17 protein-coding genes are annotated in these 16,098 nt (G+C 48.0%); 15 read left to right on the top strand and 2 right to left on the bottom strand.

The window, feature by feature from the left end; all coding sequences use genetic code 11:
- Window positions 1-51 precede the first annotated feature (51 nt).
- The 8 genes from WJM45_RS12080 (at window position 52) to WJM45_RS12045 (ending at window position 8,011) form a co-directional block, all read left to right on the top strand.
- Window positions 52-1,686, top strand: a complete 1,635-nt coding sequence (locus tag WJM45_RS12080) for a CTP synthase (protein ID WP_341325351.1) — start codon at window positions 52-54, stop codon at window positions 1,684-1,686.
- Window positions 1,683-2,516 (top strand): 3-deoxy-8-phosphooctulonate synthase, encoded by an 834-nt coding sequence (kdsA, locus tag WJM45_RS12075; RefSeq protein WP_341325350.1) that lies wholly within the window; start codon window positions 1,683-1,685, stop codon window positions 2,514-2,516. Before WJM45_RS12080 ends, kdsA begins: the two co-directional genes overlap by 4 nt.
- 9 nt (window positions 2,517-2,525) lie before the next feature.
- Window positions 2,526-3,806, top strand: coding sequence for a phosphopyruvate hydratase (gene eno, locus WJM45_RS12070; protein WP_341325349.1), 1,281 nt, complete (start codon window positions 2,526-2,528; stop codon window positions 3,804-3,806).
- Between the two features lie 54 nt (window positions 3,807-3,860).
- Window positions 3,861-4,139 (top strand): cell division protein FtsB, encoded by a 279-nt coding sequence (gene ftsB / locus WJM45_RS12065; RefSeq protein ID WP_341325348.1) that lies wholly within the window; start codon window positions 3,861-3,863, stop codon window positions 4,137-4,139.
- A gap of 137 nt (window positions 4,140-4,276) precedes the next feature.
- Entirely contained in the window at window positions 4,277-4,972 is a 696-nt protein-coding gene (gene ispD / locus WJM45_RS12060) for a 2-C-methyl-D-erythritol 4-phosphate cytidylyltransferase (protein ID WP_341325347.1), read from the top strand.
- Complete coding sequence (ispF, locus tag WJM45_RS12055; protein WP_341325346.1) at window positions 4,969-5,442, top strand: 2-C-methyl-D-erythritol 2,4-cyclodiphosphate synthase; 474 nt, start codon at window positions 4,969-4,971, stop codon at window positions 5,440-5,442. The genes ispD and ispF overlap by 4 nt, the downstream gene beginning before the upstream one ends.
- 748 nt (window positions 5,443-6,190) lie before the next feature.
- Window positions 6,191-7,213, top strand: coding sequence for a tRNA pseudouridine(13) synthase TruD (truD, locus tag WJM45_RS12050; RefSeq protein WP_341325345.1), 1,023 nt, complete (start codon window positions 6,191-6,193; stop codon window positions 7,211-7,213).
- A 3-nt stretch (window positions 7,214-7,216) separates the two neighbouring features.
- Window positions 7,217-8,011, top strand: coding sequence for an undecaprenyl-diphosphate phosphatase (locus WJM45_RS12045; protein WP_341325344.1), 795 nt, complete (start codon window positions 7,217-7,219; stop codon window positions 8,009-8,011).
- Here the strand turns inward: WJM45_RS12045 and WJM45_RS12040 are convergent.
- Entirely contained in the window at window positions 7,970-8,536 is a 567-nt protein-coding gene (locus WJM45_RS12040) for a Smr/MutS family protein (protein ID WP_341325343.1), read from the bottom strand. The genes WJM45_RS12045 and WJM45_RS12040 overlap by 42 nt on opposite strands.
- Window positions 8,537-8,610: 74 nt before the next feature.
- On the opposite strand from WJM45_RS12040, the gene surE reads away from it, so the two are divergent.
- The 5 genes from surE to WJM45_RS12015 all read left to right on the top strand — a co-directional run bounded on the left by surE (window position 8,611) and on the right by WJM45_RS12015 (window position 11,883).
- Window positions 8,611-9,351, top strand: a complete 741-nt coding sequence (surE, locus tag WJM45_RS12035; RefSeq protein ID WP_341325342.1) for a 5'/3'-nucleotidase SurE — start codon at window positions 8,611-8,613, stop codon at window positions 9,349-9,351.
- A 16-nt stretch (window positions 9,352-9,367) separates the two neighbouring features.
- Complete coding sequence (locus WJM45_RS12030; RefSeq protein ID WP_341328939.1) at window positions 9,368-10,027, top strand: protein-L-isoaspartate(D-aspartate) O-methyltransferase; 660 nt, start codon at window positions 9,368-9,370, stop codon at window positions 10,025-10,027.
- A 2-nt stretch (window positions 10,028-10,029) separates the two neighbouring features.
- Entirely contained in the window at window positions 10,030-10,617 is a 588-nt protein-coding gene (locus WJM45_RS12025; RefSeq protein ID WP_341325341.1) for a YqaA family protein, read from the top strand.
- A 68-nt stretch (window positions 10,618-10,685) separates the two neighbouring features.
- Window positions 10,686-11,432 (top strand): ribose-5-phosphate isomerase RpiA, encoded by a 747-nt coding sequence (gene rpiA / locus WJM45_RS12020; RefSeq protein ID WP_341325340.1) that lies wholly within the window; start codon window positions 10,686-10,688, stop codon window positions 11,430-11,432.
- Between the two features lie 142 nt (window positions 11,433-11,574).
- Window positions 11,575-11,883, top strand: coding sequence for a (2Fe-2S) ferredoxin domain-containing protein (locus WJM45_RS12015; RefSeq protein WP_341325339.1), 309 nt, complete (start codon window positions 11,575-11,577; stop codon window positions 11,881-11,883).
- 641 nt (window positions 11,884-12,524) lie between these two features.
- Here the strand turns inward: WJM45_RS12015 and WJM45_RS12010 are convergent.
- Window positions 12,525-13,847 (bottom strand): DEAD/DEAH box helicase, encoded by a 1,323-nt coding sequence (locus WJM45_RS12010; protein ID WP_341325338.1) that lies wholly within the window; start codon window positions 13,845-13,847, stop codon window positions 12,525-12,527.
- 602 nt (window positions 13,848-14,449) lie between these two features.
- Here WJM45_RS12010 and WJM45_RS12005 point away from each other — a divergent pair.
- Together WJM45_RS12005 and WJM45_RS12000 are read left to right on the top strand one after the other, a co-directional pair.
- Window positions 14,450-15,346, top strand: a complete 897-nt coding sequence (locus tag WJM45_RS12005; protein WP_341325337.1) for a hypothetical protein — start codon at window positions 14,450-14,452, stop codon at window positions 15,344-15,346.
- The gene (locus WJM45_RS12000) at window positions 15,333-16,019 is read left to right on the top strand and encodes a rhomboid family intramembrane serine protease (protein ID WP_341325336.1); all 687 of its coding nucleotides are present in this window, start codon (window positions 15,333-15,335) and stop codon (window positions 16,017-16,019) included. The genes WJM45_RS12005 and WJM45_RS12000 overlap by 14 nt, the downstream gene beginning before the upstream one ends.
- The last annotated feature ends 79 nt before the right edge of the window (window positions 16,020-16,098 follow it).

The following is a 16,098-nucleotide window of genomic DNA, read 5'->3' as shown; positions in this document are numbered from 1 at the left end:
ATTTTAATCTTGGCTATTTCAAAGCCGTCTCCCGAAATTTTTATTTCTTACATGACCAAATTTATTTTCATTACCGGTGGTGTCGTTTCCTCGTTGGGTAAAGGCATTGCCGCATCGTCGTTGGCTGCCATTCTTGAAGCGCGTGGGCTGAAAGTGACGATGACAAAGCTGGACCCTTACATCAACGTCGATCCCGGAACGATGAGTCCTTTTCAACATGGCGAGGTATTCGTCACCGAGGATGGCGCTGAAACCGATCTCGACCTAGGTCATTACGAGCGGTTTATTAAAACCACAATGACCAAGAAGAACAATTTCACGACCGGTCAAATTTATGAAAATGTATTGCGCAAAGAACGCAAAGGCGATTATTTAGGCGCGACCGTTCAAGTTATTCCGCATATTACCGATGAAATCAAGCGTCGAATCGAACTCAGTGCCATAGGCATGGATGTCGCGATTATCGAAGTTGGCGGCACTGTCGGCGACATCGAATCGCTGCCTTTTCTGGAGGCGATCCGGCAAATGTATGTTGAATTGGGTAGGGATCGCGCGCTTTTCATTCACTTGACGCTAGTTCCCTATATCAAGTCGGCCGGTGAGATCAAAACCAAACCGACCCAACATTCTGTTAAAGAACTTAGGACAATCGGAATTCAGCCGGATATCTTGATTTGTCGTTCCGAACAACCGATTCCGGCAATCGAACGTCGTAAAATTGCGTTGTTTACGAATGTTGCCGAGAGAGCCGTTATTTCCGCGATCGATGCCGATTCGATTTATCGTATTCCTTTGCTGCTGCATGAGCAGGGGTTGGACGATATTGTTGTCGAAAAACTTCGCTTGGATGTCCCTAAAGCAGATTTGACCGAATGGGAAAATGTGATCGAGGGTCTAACTCATCCGCTCAATGAAGTGTCGATTGCGATCGTCGGAAAATATGTCGATCATTCCGATGCTTATAAATCATTGCATGAAGCATTGATTCATGCCGGCATTAAAACCCGAAATAAGGTAAGGATTGAATATATCGATTCGGAAATGATCGAGGAGGAAGGTGTTTCGGCTTTGAAGCCCGTTGATGCGATTTTGGTTCCCGGCGGTTTTGGCGAGCGGGGTGTCGAAGGTAAGATTGCGACAGTCAGGTATGCCCGGGAAAATAAAATCCCTTATTTAGGGATTTGTTTAGGCATGCAGGTGGCGGTTATCGAGTTTGCTCGCAATGTCGCCAACCTGGAGGGCGCGCACAGTACCGAGTTTCTACCCGATTCCCCGCATCCTGTAATAGGCTTAATTACCGAATGGATGGATGCGGAAGGACAGGTGGAGGTTCGTAGTGCAAATTCCGATTTAGGCGGCACGATGCGTTTGGGCGGGCAAAAATGCCGTTTGCAAATTGACTCGCTGGCTTACGAGCTTTATCAGAAGGAAGTGATTAGAGAGCGGCATCGCCATCGTTACGAATTTAATAATAAATATTTTGAAAGGCTTGAGCAAAACGGCATGCGCTTCTCAGGCAAATCGATCGACGGGCGCTTGGTCGAAGTCATCGAAATTCCGGGGCACCCCTGGTTTTTGGCTTGCCAATTTCATCCGGAATTTAATTCGGCGCCGCGTAAAGGGCATCCGTTATTTTCCGGTTTTGTTGCCGCGGCCGCTCTTCATAAAAAGGAAACCGAGAAATGAAATTATGCAACTTTGAAGTAGGGCTCGATAAGCCATTGTTTTTGATCGCAGGCCCTTGCGTGATCGAAAGTGAGGAACTGGCTATGGAAACTGCGGGTTTCCTGAAAGAAATCACGGCTGAATTGGGTATTCCGTTCATCTATAAATCGTCTTTCGATAAAGCGAATCGTTCGTCCCTGGAAAGTTTTCGCGGCCTCGGTTTCGAGCGGGGATTGGCCATTTTGCAAAAGGTCAAGCAGCAAATCGGTGTGCCGGTATTGACTGACGTTCATGAAGACACTCCGCTGAAAGAAGTCGCCGAAGTGGTCGATGTCGTGCAGACGCCGGCATTTTTATGTCGGCAGACTAATTTTATTCAAAGCGTGGCCGAATTAGGCATACCGGTCAATATTAAAAAAGGCCAGTTCTTGGCGCCCTGGGACATGGCCAATGTCGCAAACAAAGCCAAAGCGACTGGCAATCAGCAGATCATGGTTTGCGAACGCGGTGTGTCGTTCGGCTATAACAACCTGGTATCGGATATGCGCTCATTGGCCGTTATGCGAGATACAGGTTGTCCGGTCGTTTTCGATGCGACGCATTCGGTGCAATTGCCGGGCGGGCAAGGTTCTTGTTCCGGCGGGCAACGCGAATTCGTTCCGGTATTGGCAAGAGCGGCGGTAGCGGTCGGTGTTTCCGGGCTGTTTATGGAAACGCATCCGAATCCGGCCGAGGCGCTTAGCGATGGCCCTAATTCTTGGCCTATGCACCGCATCAAAGAATTACTTGAAATTTTAATCACCTTGGATCGGGCTGTAAAAGCAAGCAGTTTGATCGAAACAACTTTATAAGGAACCCTAATGGCTGAAATAGTAGACATTCGTGCAAGAGAAATTTTGGATTCACGCGGTAACCCGACGATTGAAACCGACGTGGTTCTGTCTTCAGGTTTTATCGGTAGCGCCATGGTGCCTTCCGGCGCATCGACAGGCGAACGTGAGGCAATCGAATTGCGTGACGGCGATAAATCGCGCTATTTAGGTAAAGGCGTGTTGAAAGCAGTTAATAACGTCAATACTGAAATTCGTTCCGCGATCCTTGGCATGGACGCAGGCGATCAGTCTGCTATCGACCAAAAGATGATCGAATTGGATGGTACCGAGAACAAAGGTCGTTTAGGCGCTAACGCGATTCTGTCGGTTTCAATGGCGGCCGCGCATGCCGAAGCGAAAGACGCGGGTCTGCCTTTGTACAATTATATGAACACCAGTGGCGAATTTATCATGCCGGTGCCGATGATGAATATCATCAATGGCGGTTCGCACGCCGACAACAGCGTCGATTTGCAAGAATTCATGATTCTGCCGGTCGGCGCGCCGAACTTCCGTGAAGCGATTCGTTACGGCGCGGAAGTATTCCACAACCTCGCGAAAGTACTGAAAGGTAAAGGTTTGGCAACTACGGTCGGCGACGAAGGCGGTTTTGCTCCGAATCTGTCTTCGAACGAAGAAGCGATCGAAGTCATCCTCGAAGCGATCGAAAAAGCAGGTTACAAAGCAGGGCAAGACATCTATCTGGGTATGGATGCGGCCAGTTCCGAATACTACAAAGGCGGCAAATATGTGCTATCTGCGGAAAACCGGAGCTTCACGTCGGAAGAAATGACCGATTTCTTTGTCGAATGGGTCAAAAAATATCCGATCATCTCGATCGAAGACGGCCTGGATCAAAACGATTGGGCCGGTTGGAAAATTCATACCGAGAAGCTGGGCGGCATGATTCAATTGGTCGGCGACGATCTGTTCGTGACTAACCCTAAAACTCTGAAAGAAGGCATCGAGAAAGGCATCGCCAATTCGATTTTGATCAAGGTTAATCAAATCGGCACCTTGACCGAAACGCTCGATGCGATTCATACCGCGCAAGCCGCCGGTTATAGCGCAGTCGTTTCGCATCGTTCCGGTGAGACCGAAGATACGACGATTGCCGATCTAGTCGTCGCGACCGGAACCGGTCAGATTAAAACAGGATCTCTGAGTCGTTCCGATCGTGTTGCCAAATACAATCGTTTGATGAAAATCGAGGACGAATTGGGTTCTAAAGCGAAATACGCAGGCCGCAGTGCATTCAAAATGCTCTGATTTATCTGAAAAGGGGCGGCGTTTTTGCCGCCCTGATTCAGGATGGGCCGTCCAATGAATAATTTTAAGATTCTCGTCGCGGTGCTGATTGCGATCATCGTGCATCTGCAGTATCGCCTTTGGTTCGGCGACGGAGGCATTGTTCAGATCAATCAATATCAAAGCCGATTGGATGAGCTCGCGATGCAAGTCCAGGAAAAAAAGGAACGCAATGCGGCCCTTTACGGCGAAGTTCTCGATTTGAGAAAAGGACAAGAAGCGATCGAGGAAAGAGCCCGCTATGAATTAGGGATGATCAAGGAAGACGAGACTTTTTTTCAGGTTCTGGAGTAGCTAGAAAGAAGTGAAAGCCATCGCCGAGACGCGCTGTTACGTTTTTAATGGGTTTCGGCTTCCGCTTTTATCCCTACTGATCTTGTCCCCAGTACTACTTGGGCTCTGCCCGCGCATAGATTATTTAACGTTAATTAATGACAAATACTCGATCCATTTGGGCGGTGGTGCCGGCGGCGGGAGTCGGTAAACGAATGCAGGCCGACCGCCCCAAGCAATATCTCGAATTAGCGGGCAAAACTGTCTTGGAGCATACGTTGACGCGTTTGTTGCAAGCTAATGTTTTTGCTGCAGTTGCTGTGGCGATTTCTATCGAAGATCCGTATTGGCCGGAACTGGCGATTTCGAAAAATGAGCATGTGCAGACCGCACCGGGCGGCAAGGAGCGTTCGGATTCAGTGCTTTCTGCGTTACAGGCGATATCCGGACGAGCATCTGAACAAGACTGGGTATTGGTTCACGATGCGGCGAGACCTTGTATTACTGCCGCCGATATACGGTTTCTGATTGACTCATTGCAAGATGACGAAATAGGCGGAATTTTGGCGCTGTCGTCGCATGATACGCTAAAAAACGTCCAAGGCGGCAGTATAGTCGGAACCTTGGACAGAACGCATATTTGGCGCGCATTGACGCCGCAGATGTTTCGTTACGGACAATTGAAACAGGCGCTCGAAGCGTCGGTCGGCAATCCGGCCGTGACCGATGAGGCGAGTGCGCTCGAATTGCTCGGTTTTCAACCCAAGATCGTCGAAGGCCGTCCCGACAATATCAAGATTACCCGACCCGAAGACTTACCCTTAGCGCAATTTTACCTGGAGCAACAACAATGATCAGAGTCGGTCAAGGTTACGATGTGCATCGTTTCAAGGAAGGCGGAGACGTTATTTTGGGTGGCGTGAAGATTCCTTATGAAAAAGGTCTCGACGCGCATTCGGACGGTGACGTCGTGCTGCATGCTTTGTCTGATGCGCTTTTGGGCGCGGCCGCGTTAGGCGATATCGGTAAGCACTTTCCCGATACCGATCCGAGTTTCAAAGGCGCCGATAGCCGTGTATTGCTTCGCCATGTTTATCAGGTCGTGCAAAATAAAGGTTATTTTCTCGTCAATGCCGATATTACGATTATTGCCCAAGCGCCGAAAATGGCTCCGCATATCGAGGGGATGTGCCGTAATATTGCTGAAGATTTGAACGTCGAACTCGACTGTATCAATGTCAAGGCGACCACGACCGAAAAGCTAGGTTTCGAAGGCCGCGGAGAGGGCATTGCCGTCCAGGCAGCCGTATTGATTGAAAGGTAGGGCGACGGAGATAGAGCTAGCCGGATTTGTAACCCAGTCCTGCAGTCGTTATTCAAACTTGTAGCAGGGCAAACCTTAAACCTAGAAAAAGCATTTCACCATGAGGTTCATGAAGAATAAAAAGGTAGTTCAATAATTTGCTATACGTTTGTATAAAACTTCCGCTCACCAAAAGGCTAGCGATAAAGTTTAAGTAATTTCTTGAAATTCTTTATGTGCTTTACTGTGAAAGTTCGTAGATTTTGGTTCTTTATCTAATTTTTCGATAGTCGAAGCTCGGCAGAGCAAATGCCGGTTCCGGAGAGGGTGCGGTTGCTCGACCGACAGGCGTCGGCGGCAGGGAAAGCCGCCGTCGAGCCTACATGGATGTATTCACGGCGTCCTGTCGGGCGAGTGACCGCGCCCTCTCCAAGCCTCGTACTTTCATTTGCCGGGACTTCATGAACGTTAGGATGAAAGATTATTTTCTCAAAGCCGGATAATTGCCGCAATTACCTTGGATACATCAGCAAGAACTACTCCCTTTTGATCGAAAAAACCGTCTAAGAATAAAAGGTGTGGGATGTGTCTATCGAGGACCGCCGTAAACCCTTCCATGGGGGCTTGACGGCAGCTTTCTCTGCTGCCGACATCCTCGCTAGCCACACCCCATACCTTCATAAAGTTAGCCATTTTTTGACTATAAAGGGAGTAGTTTGATCGACATCATCCAAGTCTCAATAGTTAAACCAACGGATCCCTCCTAGTCTTGAAAACCGTCGAAATACCACAGTGGCCCTATGCCTACGGAGGTCCCTCCGGAACCGGAAAGATCCGCATAGAGCCGGAAGATTTCATCGTTAAAGAAATGCTGTCGTTCGAACCTTCGGGCGAAGGCGAGCATGTTTTTTTGCTTATCGAAAAAAAAGGCGAAAATACCGAATTTGTGGCGAGACAACTGGCTCGTTTTGCCGGCGTTAGGCAGCGCGATATCGGTTATGCCGGCTTGAAGGATCGTCATGCCGTCACGACGCAATGGTTCAGTGTGTGGTTACCGGGCAAAGAAGCGCCGCAATGGTCCGATTTCGAATCGGAAACGATTACGGTTCATCGGTCGATACGTCATGCCCGTAAATTGAAACGCGGCATCTTATCCGGTAATCGTTTCGAACTATTGATTAGAGATTGGCAAGGTGACGAAAGGCGGCTTGAAGATCAGTTGAGTCGGATCAAGACCCGCGGTGTGCCGAATTATTTCGGCGAGCAACGCTTCGGGAATCTCGGGCAGAATGTCAATAAAGCTCTGGCTCTATTCGAAGGCGCTAAGGTTAAGCGTGAACAACACGGTATTTACCTATCTGCGGCACGTTCGTTTTTGTTCAATCATATTTTGGCCGAGAGAATCAGGCTAGAGAGTTGGAATAAACCGGTCGATGGCGATGTTTTCATTGTTGACGGCTCCCGAGGGTTTTTTAAAGTCGACCAAATCGATCAATCCATTTCTAAACGGGTCGACGCGTGCGAAATTCACCCGAGCGCTGTGCTTTCCGGGCAGGGGGCTTCCGAAGTAGCGGGTGAGGCTAGGGCGATCGAATCCGCAGTGATCGAACGTTTCGATTTTATAGGTCGCGGTTTGTCCAACTGCGGCCTGGAAAGCGCTCGCAGGGCGCTTAGGATGTGTGTGACAGATTTAGAGTGGCGTTTTATTTCGCAGGACACATTGCAACTAAAATTTACTTTACCGGCGGGTAGCTATGCGACCGCTTTGCTTCGAGAAATTATAGAGAGTTAAATCATGGATATTATTCAAGCCATCTCGTTGGCTTTGCTACAGGGGTTGACTGAATTCTTACCGATTTCGAGTTCCGCGCATTTGATTTTATTGCCGGTTATTTTGGGTTGGGAGGATCAAGGGCTCGCATTCGATGTTGCGGTGCATGTCGGTACCTTAACGGCTGTTGTAGCTTATTATCGTAAAGATTTATTGACGATCATCGCGGCCTGGTTCGGTTCGTTCACCGGCAATGGAGCTTCGGACGATTCCCGTTTGGCCTGGTATGTGGTGTTGGGCACGATTCCCGTGGGCCTTGCGGGCTTATCGATGCCTCACTCGCTTGAAGAGTCATTGAGATCGCCTCTGGTGATTGCGAGTTCGACCATCGTTTTCGCGATGTTGCTGTGGGTTTCGGAAAAATTCGCTAAAGAGCGCCGGACTGTCGTGACTTTATTCGATGCTTTGCTGGTCGGCGTATTTCAAGCGATCGCATTGATTCCCGGCACTTCCCGTGCGGGTATCACGATCACGGCCGGTTTGTTTTCCGGTTTACAGCGCGAGCAAGCTGCTCGTTTTTCGTTTCTATTGTCGATTCCGGTCATTGCATTGGCCGGTATGTTAAAGGCTTTTGAATTGTTCAAGTCCGATATCGAAGTCATGTGGGACTTCATGGCGATCGGGGCGGCGGTCTCCTGTGTCGTTGCTTACTTAACAATCGGTTGGTTTTTGAAATTGCTGAATCGGATCGGCATGATTCCTTTCGTTTGGTATCGTTTAGCGCTCGGCATCGTCTTGTTCGTCGTATTTATCCGTTAAGCGCAGCAGAACAAAAACCGCCCCCGTGCCGCCTTCTCTGTGGGGCGCGGAACAAAAGGCTTGTACATCCCGATGTTGGCGAAGCCATAAATTGAGGCTGTTTTTCAAAATCGGTAGGTTATCCGGCGAGCGATAGCCCTTGCCATGCACGATACAGACGCAACGAAAACCTTCCTCCACACAACTATGCAGAAAGCGTAATAGTTGCTTTTTTGCCTCGTGGCTACTCAGGCCGTGTAAGTCGATTTCGGCATCGAGTCCGTAATGCCCTTTCCGCATTTTTCGCAAAACATTTTTTTGTAAGCCGGGGCTTAAAAAGCTTAGGCTATCCTCGAGACTTAGCAATTCAGTGACCAATATTGATTCGTCAAGCGATTGAGCATTATCGACTGAACGTTTAGCGGGTATGGGTTTGGGTTTAGGTGTGGTGCTCAGGTGCAGTTTGTCGCTGTCTATCGATATGACTTTCCCGACTGTTTGGCGAAACAGATCCCGATCTTCTTGTGTTAGGCTTTTTTTTCTCACGTTAGCTGATTTAAATACGATAAGTTGTTAATATTAGGGATTTTATAAACTATTTGTGCGCGGGGCGACTTAAAATGCATATTTTGTTGAGCAATGATGACGGCTATCTGGCTGAAGGCCTGAATGCATTGGCGGATGCATTAAGCGATCATGCCGAAATTTCGGTTGTGGCGCCGGACCGAAACCGCAGCGCGGCCAGTAATTCACTGACTCTGGAAAGACCGCTCAGGGCTTACCAAACCGCTAACGGTTTTATTAGAGTAGACGGCACGCCGACCGATTGCGTTCATTTGGCGATCACCGGTTTGTTGGCGAAAGAGCCTGATATGGTATTTGCCGGAATCAATCACGGTTCCAATTTGGGCGATGACGTACTCTATTCCGGCACCGTGGCGGCGGCGACCGAAGGCCGGTTTTTAGGCCTGCCGGCTGTGGCGATTTCGTTGGTCGGCAATAATCCGAGGTATTTCGATACGGCGGCGCAAGTTGCGGTTATATTACTACAAAGATTGATAGAAGAGCCTTTGCCTCAAGATAGTATTTTGAATGTCAATGTACCCGATATTCCTTTTAGCGAGCTTAAAGGATTTCAGGCAACGCGTTTGGGTCAACGCCATAAAGCCGAGCCGGTGGTCAAAAGTGTCGATCCTCGGGAAAGACCTATTTATTGGGTCGGGCCGCCAGGAGTCGAACAAGATGCGGGGCCGGGAACCGATTTTTACGCGATTAAATCGGGTTATGTTTCGGTTAGCCCCTTGCAAGTCGATTTGACGCGCTATGAACGTATAGGCGCTTTAGAAAATTGGTTGCCTTAGGAGAAATATAATAATGATGATGCTTAATGTAAAAGGAATAGGCATGACTTCCATGCGAACTCGGGAGCGCATGGTGGGGCGTTTGAAGGAACAGGGGATCACCAATCATAAAATTCTCGATGCGATGCGTAATACGCCGCGTCATTTGTTCGTCGATGAAGCACTCGCTAGTCGAGCCTACGAAGATACCGCTTTGCCGATCGGTTATAACCAGACGATATCTCAGCCTTATATTGTCGCTAAAATGACCGAATTGCTTCTGGCATCAGGCCCGCTTGCCAAGGTCCTGGAAATCGGTACCGGTTGCGGTTATCAGACGGCGGTGTTGTCGCAATTGGTTGATTATGTTTATACAGTCGAACGGATTCAGCCGTTGCAGAAGAAAGCCAAAAATTTGGTATGGAGTTTGAAACATAAAAACATCAGCTATTTGCACAGCGATGGCGGCTGGGGATGGCCGGAACATGCTCCTTACGATGGGATTTTGGTAACGGCGGCTCCGCCCGAAATTCCCGAAATGCTGCTACGGCAACTGGCTGTCGGCGGCGTGATGGTGATTCCGATCGGTCATGCCGGCGGACAGGAGTTACAACGGGTTACGCGAAACGCATCAGGATTCGAAGTCGAAATCCTGGAGTCGGTCAATTTCGTGCCGTTTTTGTCGGGCAGGGAATAAGCATGTTTCAAGCGCTATACGATAAGACGCTATCGTGGTCCCGGCATCGGCATGCCTTGAAGTATCTTTGCGCTTTGAGCTTTGCAGAATCGTCTTTTTTTCCGATTCCGCCCGATGTCATGTTGGCGCCGATGGCGCTCGGTCGTCCTCAATACGCTTTCCAATTTGCGCTATGGACCACGGTATTTTCGGTCTTGGGAGGCATCTTTGGTTATGCGATCGGTTTTTTTATGTTCGACCAGCTTGAGCCTTGGTTAAAAACCACGCATTATTGGGAGGGCTTTCTATTGGCCCGACAATGGTTTACCAATTGGGGGTTCTGGGCAGTCTTGGTGGCCGGTTTTTCGCCGATACCTTACAAAGTATTCACGATTGCGGCCGGCGTGATGAGTATGGTGTTTTTACCGTTTGTTTTGGCATCGACAGTCGGGCGCGGTGCGCGGTTTTTTTTGGTGTCGTTGCTAATCGCGGCAGGTGGCGAAAAACTCGAAGCGAAACTACGCGAATATATGGATAGTCTGGGCTGGGCTTTGGTTGCACTGGTAGTTATCGGAGGGGTGGCTTATAAGTTGATGGCGGGTGGTCAATAGTTTGTTGTTATCGCTTCTTTACTTATATCGAAACTTGATTTACGAAAGAAGTATTTCTGGGAGTCGCAATGAATGATAAAGAATTGGTGGCAGTCCATGCCGCAAAGCTTGTTAAAGACGGGATGCGGGTCGGACTCGGGACCGGTTCCACGGCAGACTGTTTTATTAAAGAGTTGTCTCGCCTCCATAAAGATGAAGGTTTAAAAGTGATCGTGATCGCCAGTTCGGTTGTCAGCGCGATTAAGGCTCGTGAATTGGGTTTGCCTCTGCAGTCGATCGAACAAACCGAGCGAATCGATCTCTATGTCGATGGCGCCGATGAAGTTACCTTCGATAAGACGCTGCTTAAAGGACGGGGCTACGATTTGGTGCGAGAAAAATTGTTGGCGAAGGCGGCCGACCGATTCGTCGTTCTGATCGATAAAAGCAAGCTGGTCGGGCGTATCGGCGAACGTTTTCCGATCCCAATCGAGGTAATGCCGTTTGCCTGGCGAATGGTTAAAGAAAGTTTGGTAAAACTAGGCGGCAGGCCGGCATTACGACGTACTGCAAACGGTGACGGATTGGTGGTGACTTCTTACGGAAGCTTGGTACTCGATACCGTATTCGATGCCACGATTGATACCGTTGATCTCGACGATGCGCTTAACGCCATGCCGGGCGTTATCGAGCACGGCATATTTCGGGGCTTGGCAAGTTCAGTATTGATAGGGGCTGATGGCGCCATCCAAGAATTGTATCCTGAAACTAGGTCCGATTCTCAAGATGTCGATAGCCGGGATTTTGTCGATGACGGCACTGCAGATGGCGATTGAAGTAATTATTTGCCAAATATTCCTCGTTCCCACGGTTTCAGCGTGGGAATGCATAATCTCGCCTCGGAAGCCAAAGTATGGGTTCCCACGGAGGACCGTGGGAACCAGAAATAGAAATCTTACGAAATTTTAAAATACTGCGATGAGTTACTTTAAACACCATGTTTTTTTCTGTACCAATCAGCGCGAGAACGGCGCGGCCTGCTGTCAGGATCATGAGGCCCAGTTTTTTCGAGATTATGCGAAAACGCAATTGAAAAAGCTTAAAATGAGCGGGCCCGGTAAATGTCGCATCAACAATGCCGGTTGTCTGGATCGTTGCAAGGAAGGGCCGGTAATGGTCGTCTATCCCGATGCAATTTGGTATCGTTATGAAAATCAAGCCGATATCGATGAGATTATCGAGGAACATTTGCAGAATGGGCGAGTTGTCGAACGATTGAAAGTTTGAGATTAACCTAGAAAAAGCATCTTACCATGAAGAGCATGAAGGACTTGAAGATACAATGTTTTCAATTTAGGATTTCGTGATAAATAACGTCCTGGAACTATGAGCCTTGTTGAGGGTTCGGTCACTCGCTTGGCAGGACGCCGTGAATACGTCCATGTAGGCTTGACGGCGGCTTTCCCTGCCGCCGACACCTGCCAATCGAGCAACCGAACCCTCCTTAAAATAGGGAAGTTATTTACGGCCAAATCCTTAGGCGATTGACAAGAATAAACATACCCAAATAACGCAGGATTTTTGTTCAGCTACAAAAACCGGAAAGGGGCGCATATTTGCGCTATGTAACCCTTTCCGGTTTGCAGTAGATGGACAAAAAGACCAGTTAGTGGGGTATGTTTTTCGCCGGAAATCGCCTTAATTGAGTGCCCAGCCATTAACAGCCTGTGTCATCAATATTACCAGTGCACTCCAATCCCACCATCGGTTTGATTTTTTTAGTCATTAACTGGTTTTGAAAGCGCTGTATAACTACATTGAATTTATCTATTGAGTTCATTCGTGATATTTGGACGGTTCATAAAGCGCTCAATACTCTTTCCTTCATTAACTTCATGCCCTTCATGGTTAAACAGCCGTATTTAGGATTAACCGTTGGTTTTCAGTTCGCTTGGCATGCGTCTTTTACCGATTTTTTTGCGGTCACGATGGCGATCTTTGATTTTGGACGCTTTCTTCTTCGGTTCCGCTTTTTTGTTTTTACTACTGGCCGCTTTTCCCGAGGCTTTGAGCTTTTTGGGTCCTTTATAGCGACCTTCCAACTCCTTGATCGTGCGCTGGGTCAGTCGCTGTTGTAGATAGCGTTCGATACCCGCCAAGACGTTCCATTCGGAAGAGTTGATCAATGCGATTGCAAGTCCCGGTCGACCGGCTCGTCCGGTGCGGCCGATTCTGTGCAGATAGTCATTACCGTTACGGGCTAAGTCGAAATTAATGACCAGGTCCACTCCTTCGATATCGAGACCGCGGGCGGCAACGTCGGTCGCGACCAATATATCGATGGTTCCATCTCGGAAAAACCCCATGGTCTTGTTGCGTTCGCTTTGGTCCATGTCTCCATGCAGCGAGCCCACGCGCAATTTTTGCCCTCTCAATGGACCGCGCAATTGATCGGTATGGACTTTGGTGTTGGTGAAGACCAAGGCTTTTTGATATGTTTCGTGGCTTAGCAGCCAGATCAATAATTTTTTCTTATGTTCGAAATCGTCGGCCAGCAACATTTGCTGTTCGATATCTTCATGTTCTGCGTGTATGCCATCGAGATAGACTTTTTCCGGCTCTTTAAGAAGTGTGAGAGCAATGCCTTTGATCGTCGGATTAAGTGTCGCGGAAAATAACAGGGTTTGGCGTTCCGGCTTGCAAACGCTTGCGATTTTCAGTAAATCGTTTTTGAAGCCCATGTCGAGCATACGGTCGGCTTCATCGAGAATGAGTAGGTCGAGTCGGTTGAAATCGGCGGAGCCTTCCTCGATGACTTCGATTAGGCGTCCTGGAGTTGCGATGATGATGGCGGTACTTTTCGCAAATAAAGCGGATTGTTTCTTGAAGTCTTCGCCGCCGATAATCATGCCGGACTTGATCGGAGTGAATTCGGCCAACTGTCGGCATTGTTTATATGTTTGTTTGGCCAGTTCCCTTGTAGGCGCGAGTATCAAGACTTTTGCCGCGTTGTCTTCGGGGCAATTTTGCAGCAGATACTGTAAAGCGGGTATTAGAAAAGCTGCGGTTTTACCGCTTCCGGTTTTTGCACAAACCCAAAGATCTTTGGATTTGGTGGCCAAAGGTATGACGGCAGCTTGTACTTCGGTTGGGCGATCGAAACCCATGGCTTCCGTGGCTTGTTGGATGCGTGAATCAAGCTCGAATTGGCCGAATGTTAAAGAGGGCGTTGGCCCCGGTTGTGTTTCCATAAAACCTTGAATGAGTTGGCTGAGCCGGCGGTTTTCCGATTTAGCAGAAGCGCCGTAAAGATAAATCCGACAATGTTACGTTTTGTTTAAAATATAAGCAACTTCGAATAAAAGTTCTACTCCCTTTATACTCAAAAATTAGCTAACTTTGTAAAGGTATGGGGTGTGGCTAGCGAGGATGTTGGCAGCAGGGATCGCTGCCGTCAAGCCCCCATGGACGGGTTCACGGCGGTCCTCGATAGACATATCCCATGCCTTTTTATTCTTAGACGGTTTTTCAATCAAAAGGGAGTAGTGTCGTTGAGATCTGTATGAAGCATCATTGATTTGGCTATTTTCGCGTTAGGATTTGGCCATAAATAATTTCCCTCCTTTCAAGAATCCGCTCAATATTAAAAAAAGCAAGTTATTTAGAGCTATATCCTTTGGTTTCTGCTGACTTTGAGTTCAAATAGGTATCAACTATTAACGCGAACATAGTCATTGATTTTATCTTTTTCAGCATGCTGATATGCTAGGCAGCAAAGTCGCCGGGCACGGAATATCAAATTTAATGCGCCGGTTTTATTTTTAAGATTGGGTTTTAAGGAGGATTGTTATTTATGAGGGCTTTAGCAAATTTTGTAATGCAGGGACCTTATCAGGCCTTGGCCGCTGCTTGCGTGTTGGGTGCTTTATCTCAATTTGTTTTGCCGTTGGCGCTATTTTGTTGCGGCATCATCGCATTATGCGTATTGTCGCGTTCCGATAGCTACTGGTTGATTGTTTTGATCGGAACGGCTTTGGTTGTTTATGTTAGTAGTCTTTTTGTCGAAAGCAGACCGGGCCTCGAGACTCCGGTAGTTTTGTTTTTGTTGTTGCCGTTGGCGGCTTCGGCGAAAGTATTGCGTGTTACCCAATCGCAAAGTTTGGCGATAATGGTCGCGGCGGTGTTTGCGGCCCTCTTGGCGGTTTCGATACAGGTCGTATCAGGCGATGCCGCGCAATGGTGGGCTAATTGGTTGGAAAAGGCTGTTGAAGGCGTTAAAGGCGCTACTTATCAAGGTTTCGAGGCCGATGGTACTTTACGGTTGATGAATGGATTGGTGGCGATGATGTTCGGTTTCGCAGTGACTTCATCGTTGTTGATCGGACGTTGGATGCAGGCGGCTTTATACAACCCAGGAGGATTCGCCGAGGAATTTTACCGAGTTAGATATCCCATTTATGCATTGGGTGTTTTGGGTGTTGTGTTGATCGTGACAGCGCTATTCAGCGAAGCCTTGCTTTATGATTTGTTATTGGTTTTTACGATGCCGTTTTTCTTCCACGGTATGGCGGTTTTACATTGTACGGTTGACGTTTCCGAGCGCAGCAAAAATTATTTACTGCCGCCGTATTTATTATTGTTTGTTATGCCGCAATATGCGATCGTCGGCATGGCTTTTCTCGGCATGGCCGATATTTTTTTAAATTTTAGAAAAGCTGTCTACAAACGGAAAGATCATGATTCCAATTAGAGATACCGCTCCGTGTTATTCAAGGCCGATTGTTTCTTGGAGTTTAATGGTTTTATGTATCGTGATCTTTATCGCGATGGAAATTATTCCCGATCAATTGAAACACCGTTTGACTTATCTATTCGGCATGGTGCCGTTGCGTTATTCAAGTCCCGCTTGGGCGGCTCATTTCGGCTTGCCCCCCGATTATTATTTATCGTTTTTGACCAGTCTTTTTTTGCATGGAGGTTGGTTGCATTTAGTTACTAACATGTTGTTCATGTGGATTTTTGCCGATAATGTCGAAGACCTGATGGGCAGGGGGCGCTTTTTGGTTTTTTATGTAATTTGCGGATTATCGGCTCAGGCCTTGCAGTTTTATTTCGATCCCTATTTAACGATACCGGTCGTTGGCGCATCGGGAGCCATCGCCGGCGTATTGGGGGCTTATTTTTTTCTATATCCGTTTGAGCGCGTCATTGTTTTTATACCGATCTTATTTTTTCCATTGGTTTTTCATGTGCCGGCGATAGCTTTTTTGGGGTTTTGGATCATTCTTCAATTGCAAAAAGCCACGACTTCGGTGATGTTTGATGGCGTGATGGTTGATGTGGCTTGGTGGGCGCATTTAGGTGGTTTTATTGCAGGGGCGGTTTTATATCGGTTTTTCCTGCGTAACGAGCCTGAGCAATAAAAAATGAAATTGGAACGCATTTCTGTATAATAAGCGCCTTTTAAAGGCTTGCCCTTTCACGATTAAAGGGCCGAACATG

It is taken from the genome of Methylotuvimicrobium sp. KM2 (assembly GCF_038051925.1).
Lineage (GTDB): Bacteria > Pseudomonadota > Gammaproteobacteria > Methylococcales > Methylomonadaceae > Methylotuvimicrobium.
Note: the sequence above shows the minus strand (reverse complement) of the source record. Positions and strands in the feature narration are given on the sequence as shown.

What these genes read in the sequence shown, in the direction of transcription:
- WJM45_RS12025 (WP_341325341.1), top strand. Translation starts at nt 10,030, where the DNA reads ATGTTTCAAGCGCTATACGATAAGACGCTATCGTGGTCCCGGCATCGG.
- eno (WP_341325349.1), top strand. Translation starts at nt 2,526, where the DNA reads ATGGCTGAAATAGTAGACATTCGTGCAAGAGAAATTTTGGATTCACGC.
- WJM45_RS12045 (WP_341325344.1), top strand. Translation starts at nt 7,217, where the DNA reads ATGGATATTATTCAAGCCATCTCGTTGGCTTTGCTACAGGGGTTGACT.
- WJM45_RS12080 (WP_341325351.1), top strand. Translation starts at nt 52, where the DNA reads ATGACCAAATTTATTTTCATTACCGGTGGTGTCGTTTCCTCGTTGGGT.
- ispF (WP_341325346.1), top strand. Translation starts at nt 4,969, where the DNA reads ATGATCAGAGTCGGTCAAGGTTACGATGTGCATCGTTTCAAGGAAGGC.
- rpiA (WP_341325340.1), top strand. Translation starts at nt 10,686, where the DNA reads ATGAATGATAAAGAATTGGTGGCAGTCCATGCCGCAAAGCTTGTTAAA.
- WJM45_RS12015 (WP_341325339.1), top strand. Translation starts at nt 11,575, where the DNA reads ATGAGTTACTTTAAACACCATGTTTTTTTCTGTACCAATCAGCGCGAG.
- WJM45_RS12005 (WP_341325337.1), top strand. Translation starts at nt 14,450, where the DNA reads ATGAGGGCTTTAGCAAATTTTGTAATGCAGGGACCTTATCAGGCCTTG.
- surE (WP_341325342.1), top strand. Translation starts at nt 8,611, where the DNA reads ATGCATATTTTGTTGAGCAATGATGACGGCTATCTGGCTGAAGGCCTG.
- WJM45_RS12030 (WP_341328939.1), top strand. Translation starts at nt 9,368, where the DNA reads ATGATGCTTAATGTAAAAGGAATAGGCATGACTTCCATGCGAACTCGG.
- WJM45_RS12000 (WP_341325336.1), top strand. Translation starts at nt 15,333, where the DNA reads ATGATTCCAATTAGAGATACCGCTCCGTGTTATTCAAGGCCGATTGTT.
- kdsA (WP_341325350.1), top strand. Translation starts at nt 1,683, where the DNA reads ATGAAATTATGCAACTTTGAAGTAGGGCTCGATAAGCCATTGTTTTTG.
- ftsB (WP_341325348.1), top strand. Translation starts at nt 3,861, where the DNA reads ATGAATAATTTTAAGATTCTCGTCGCGGTGCTGATTGCGATCATCGTG.
- ispD (WP_341325347.1), top strand. Translation starts at nt 4,277, where the DNA reads ATGACAAATACTCGATCCATTTGGGCGGTGGTGCCGGCGGCGGGAGTC.
- WJM45_RS12010 (WP_341325338.1), bottom strand. Translation starts at nt 13,847, where the DNA reads ATGGAAACACAACCGGGGCCAACGCCCTCTTTAACATTCGGCCAATTC.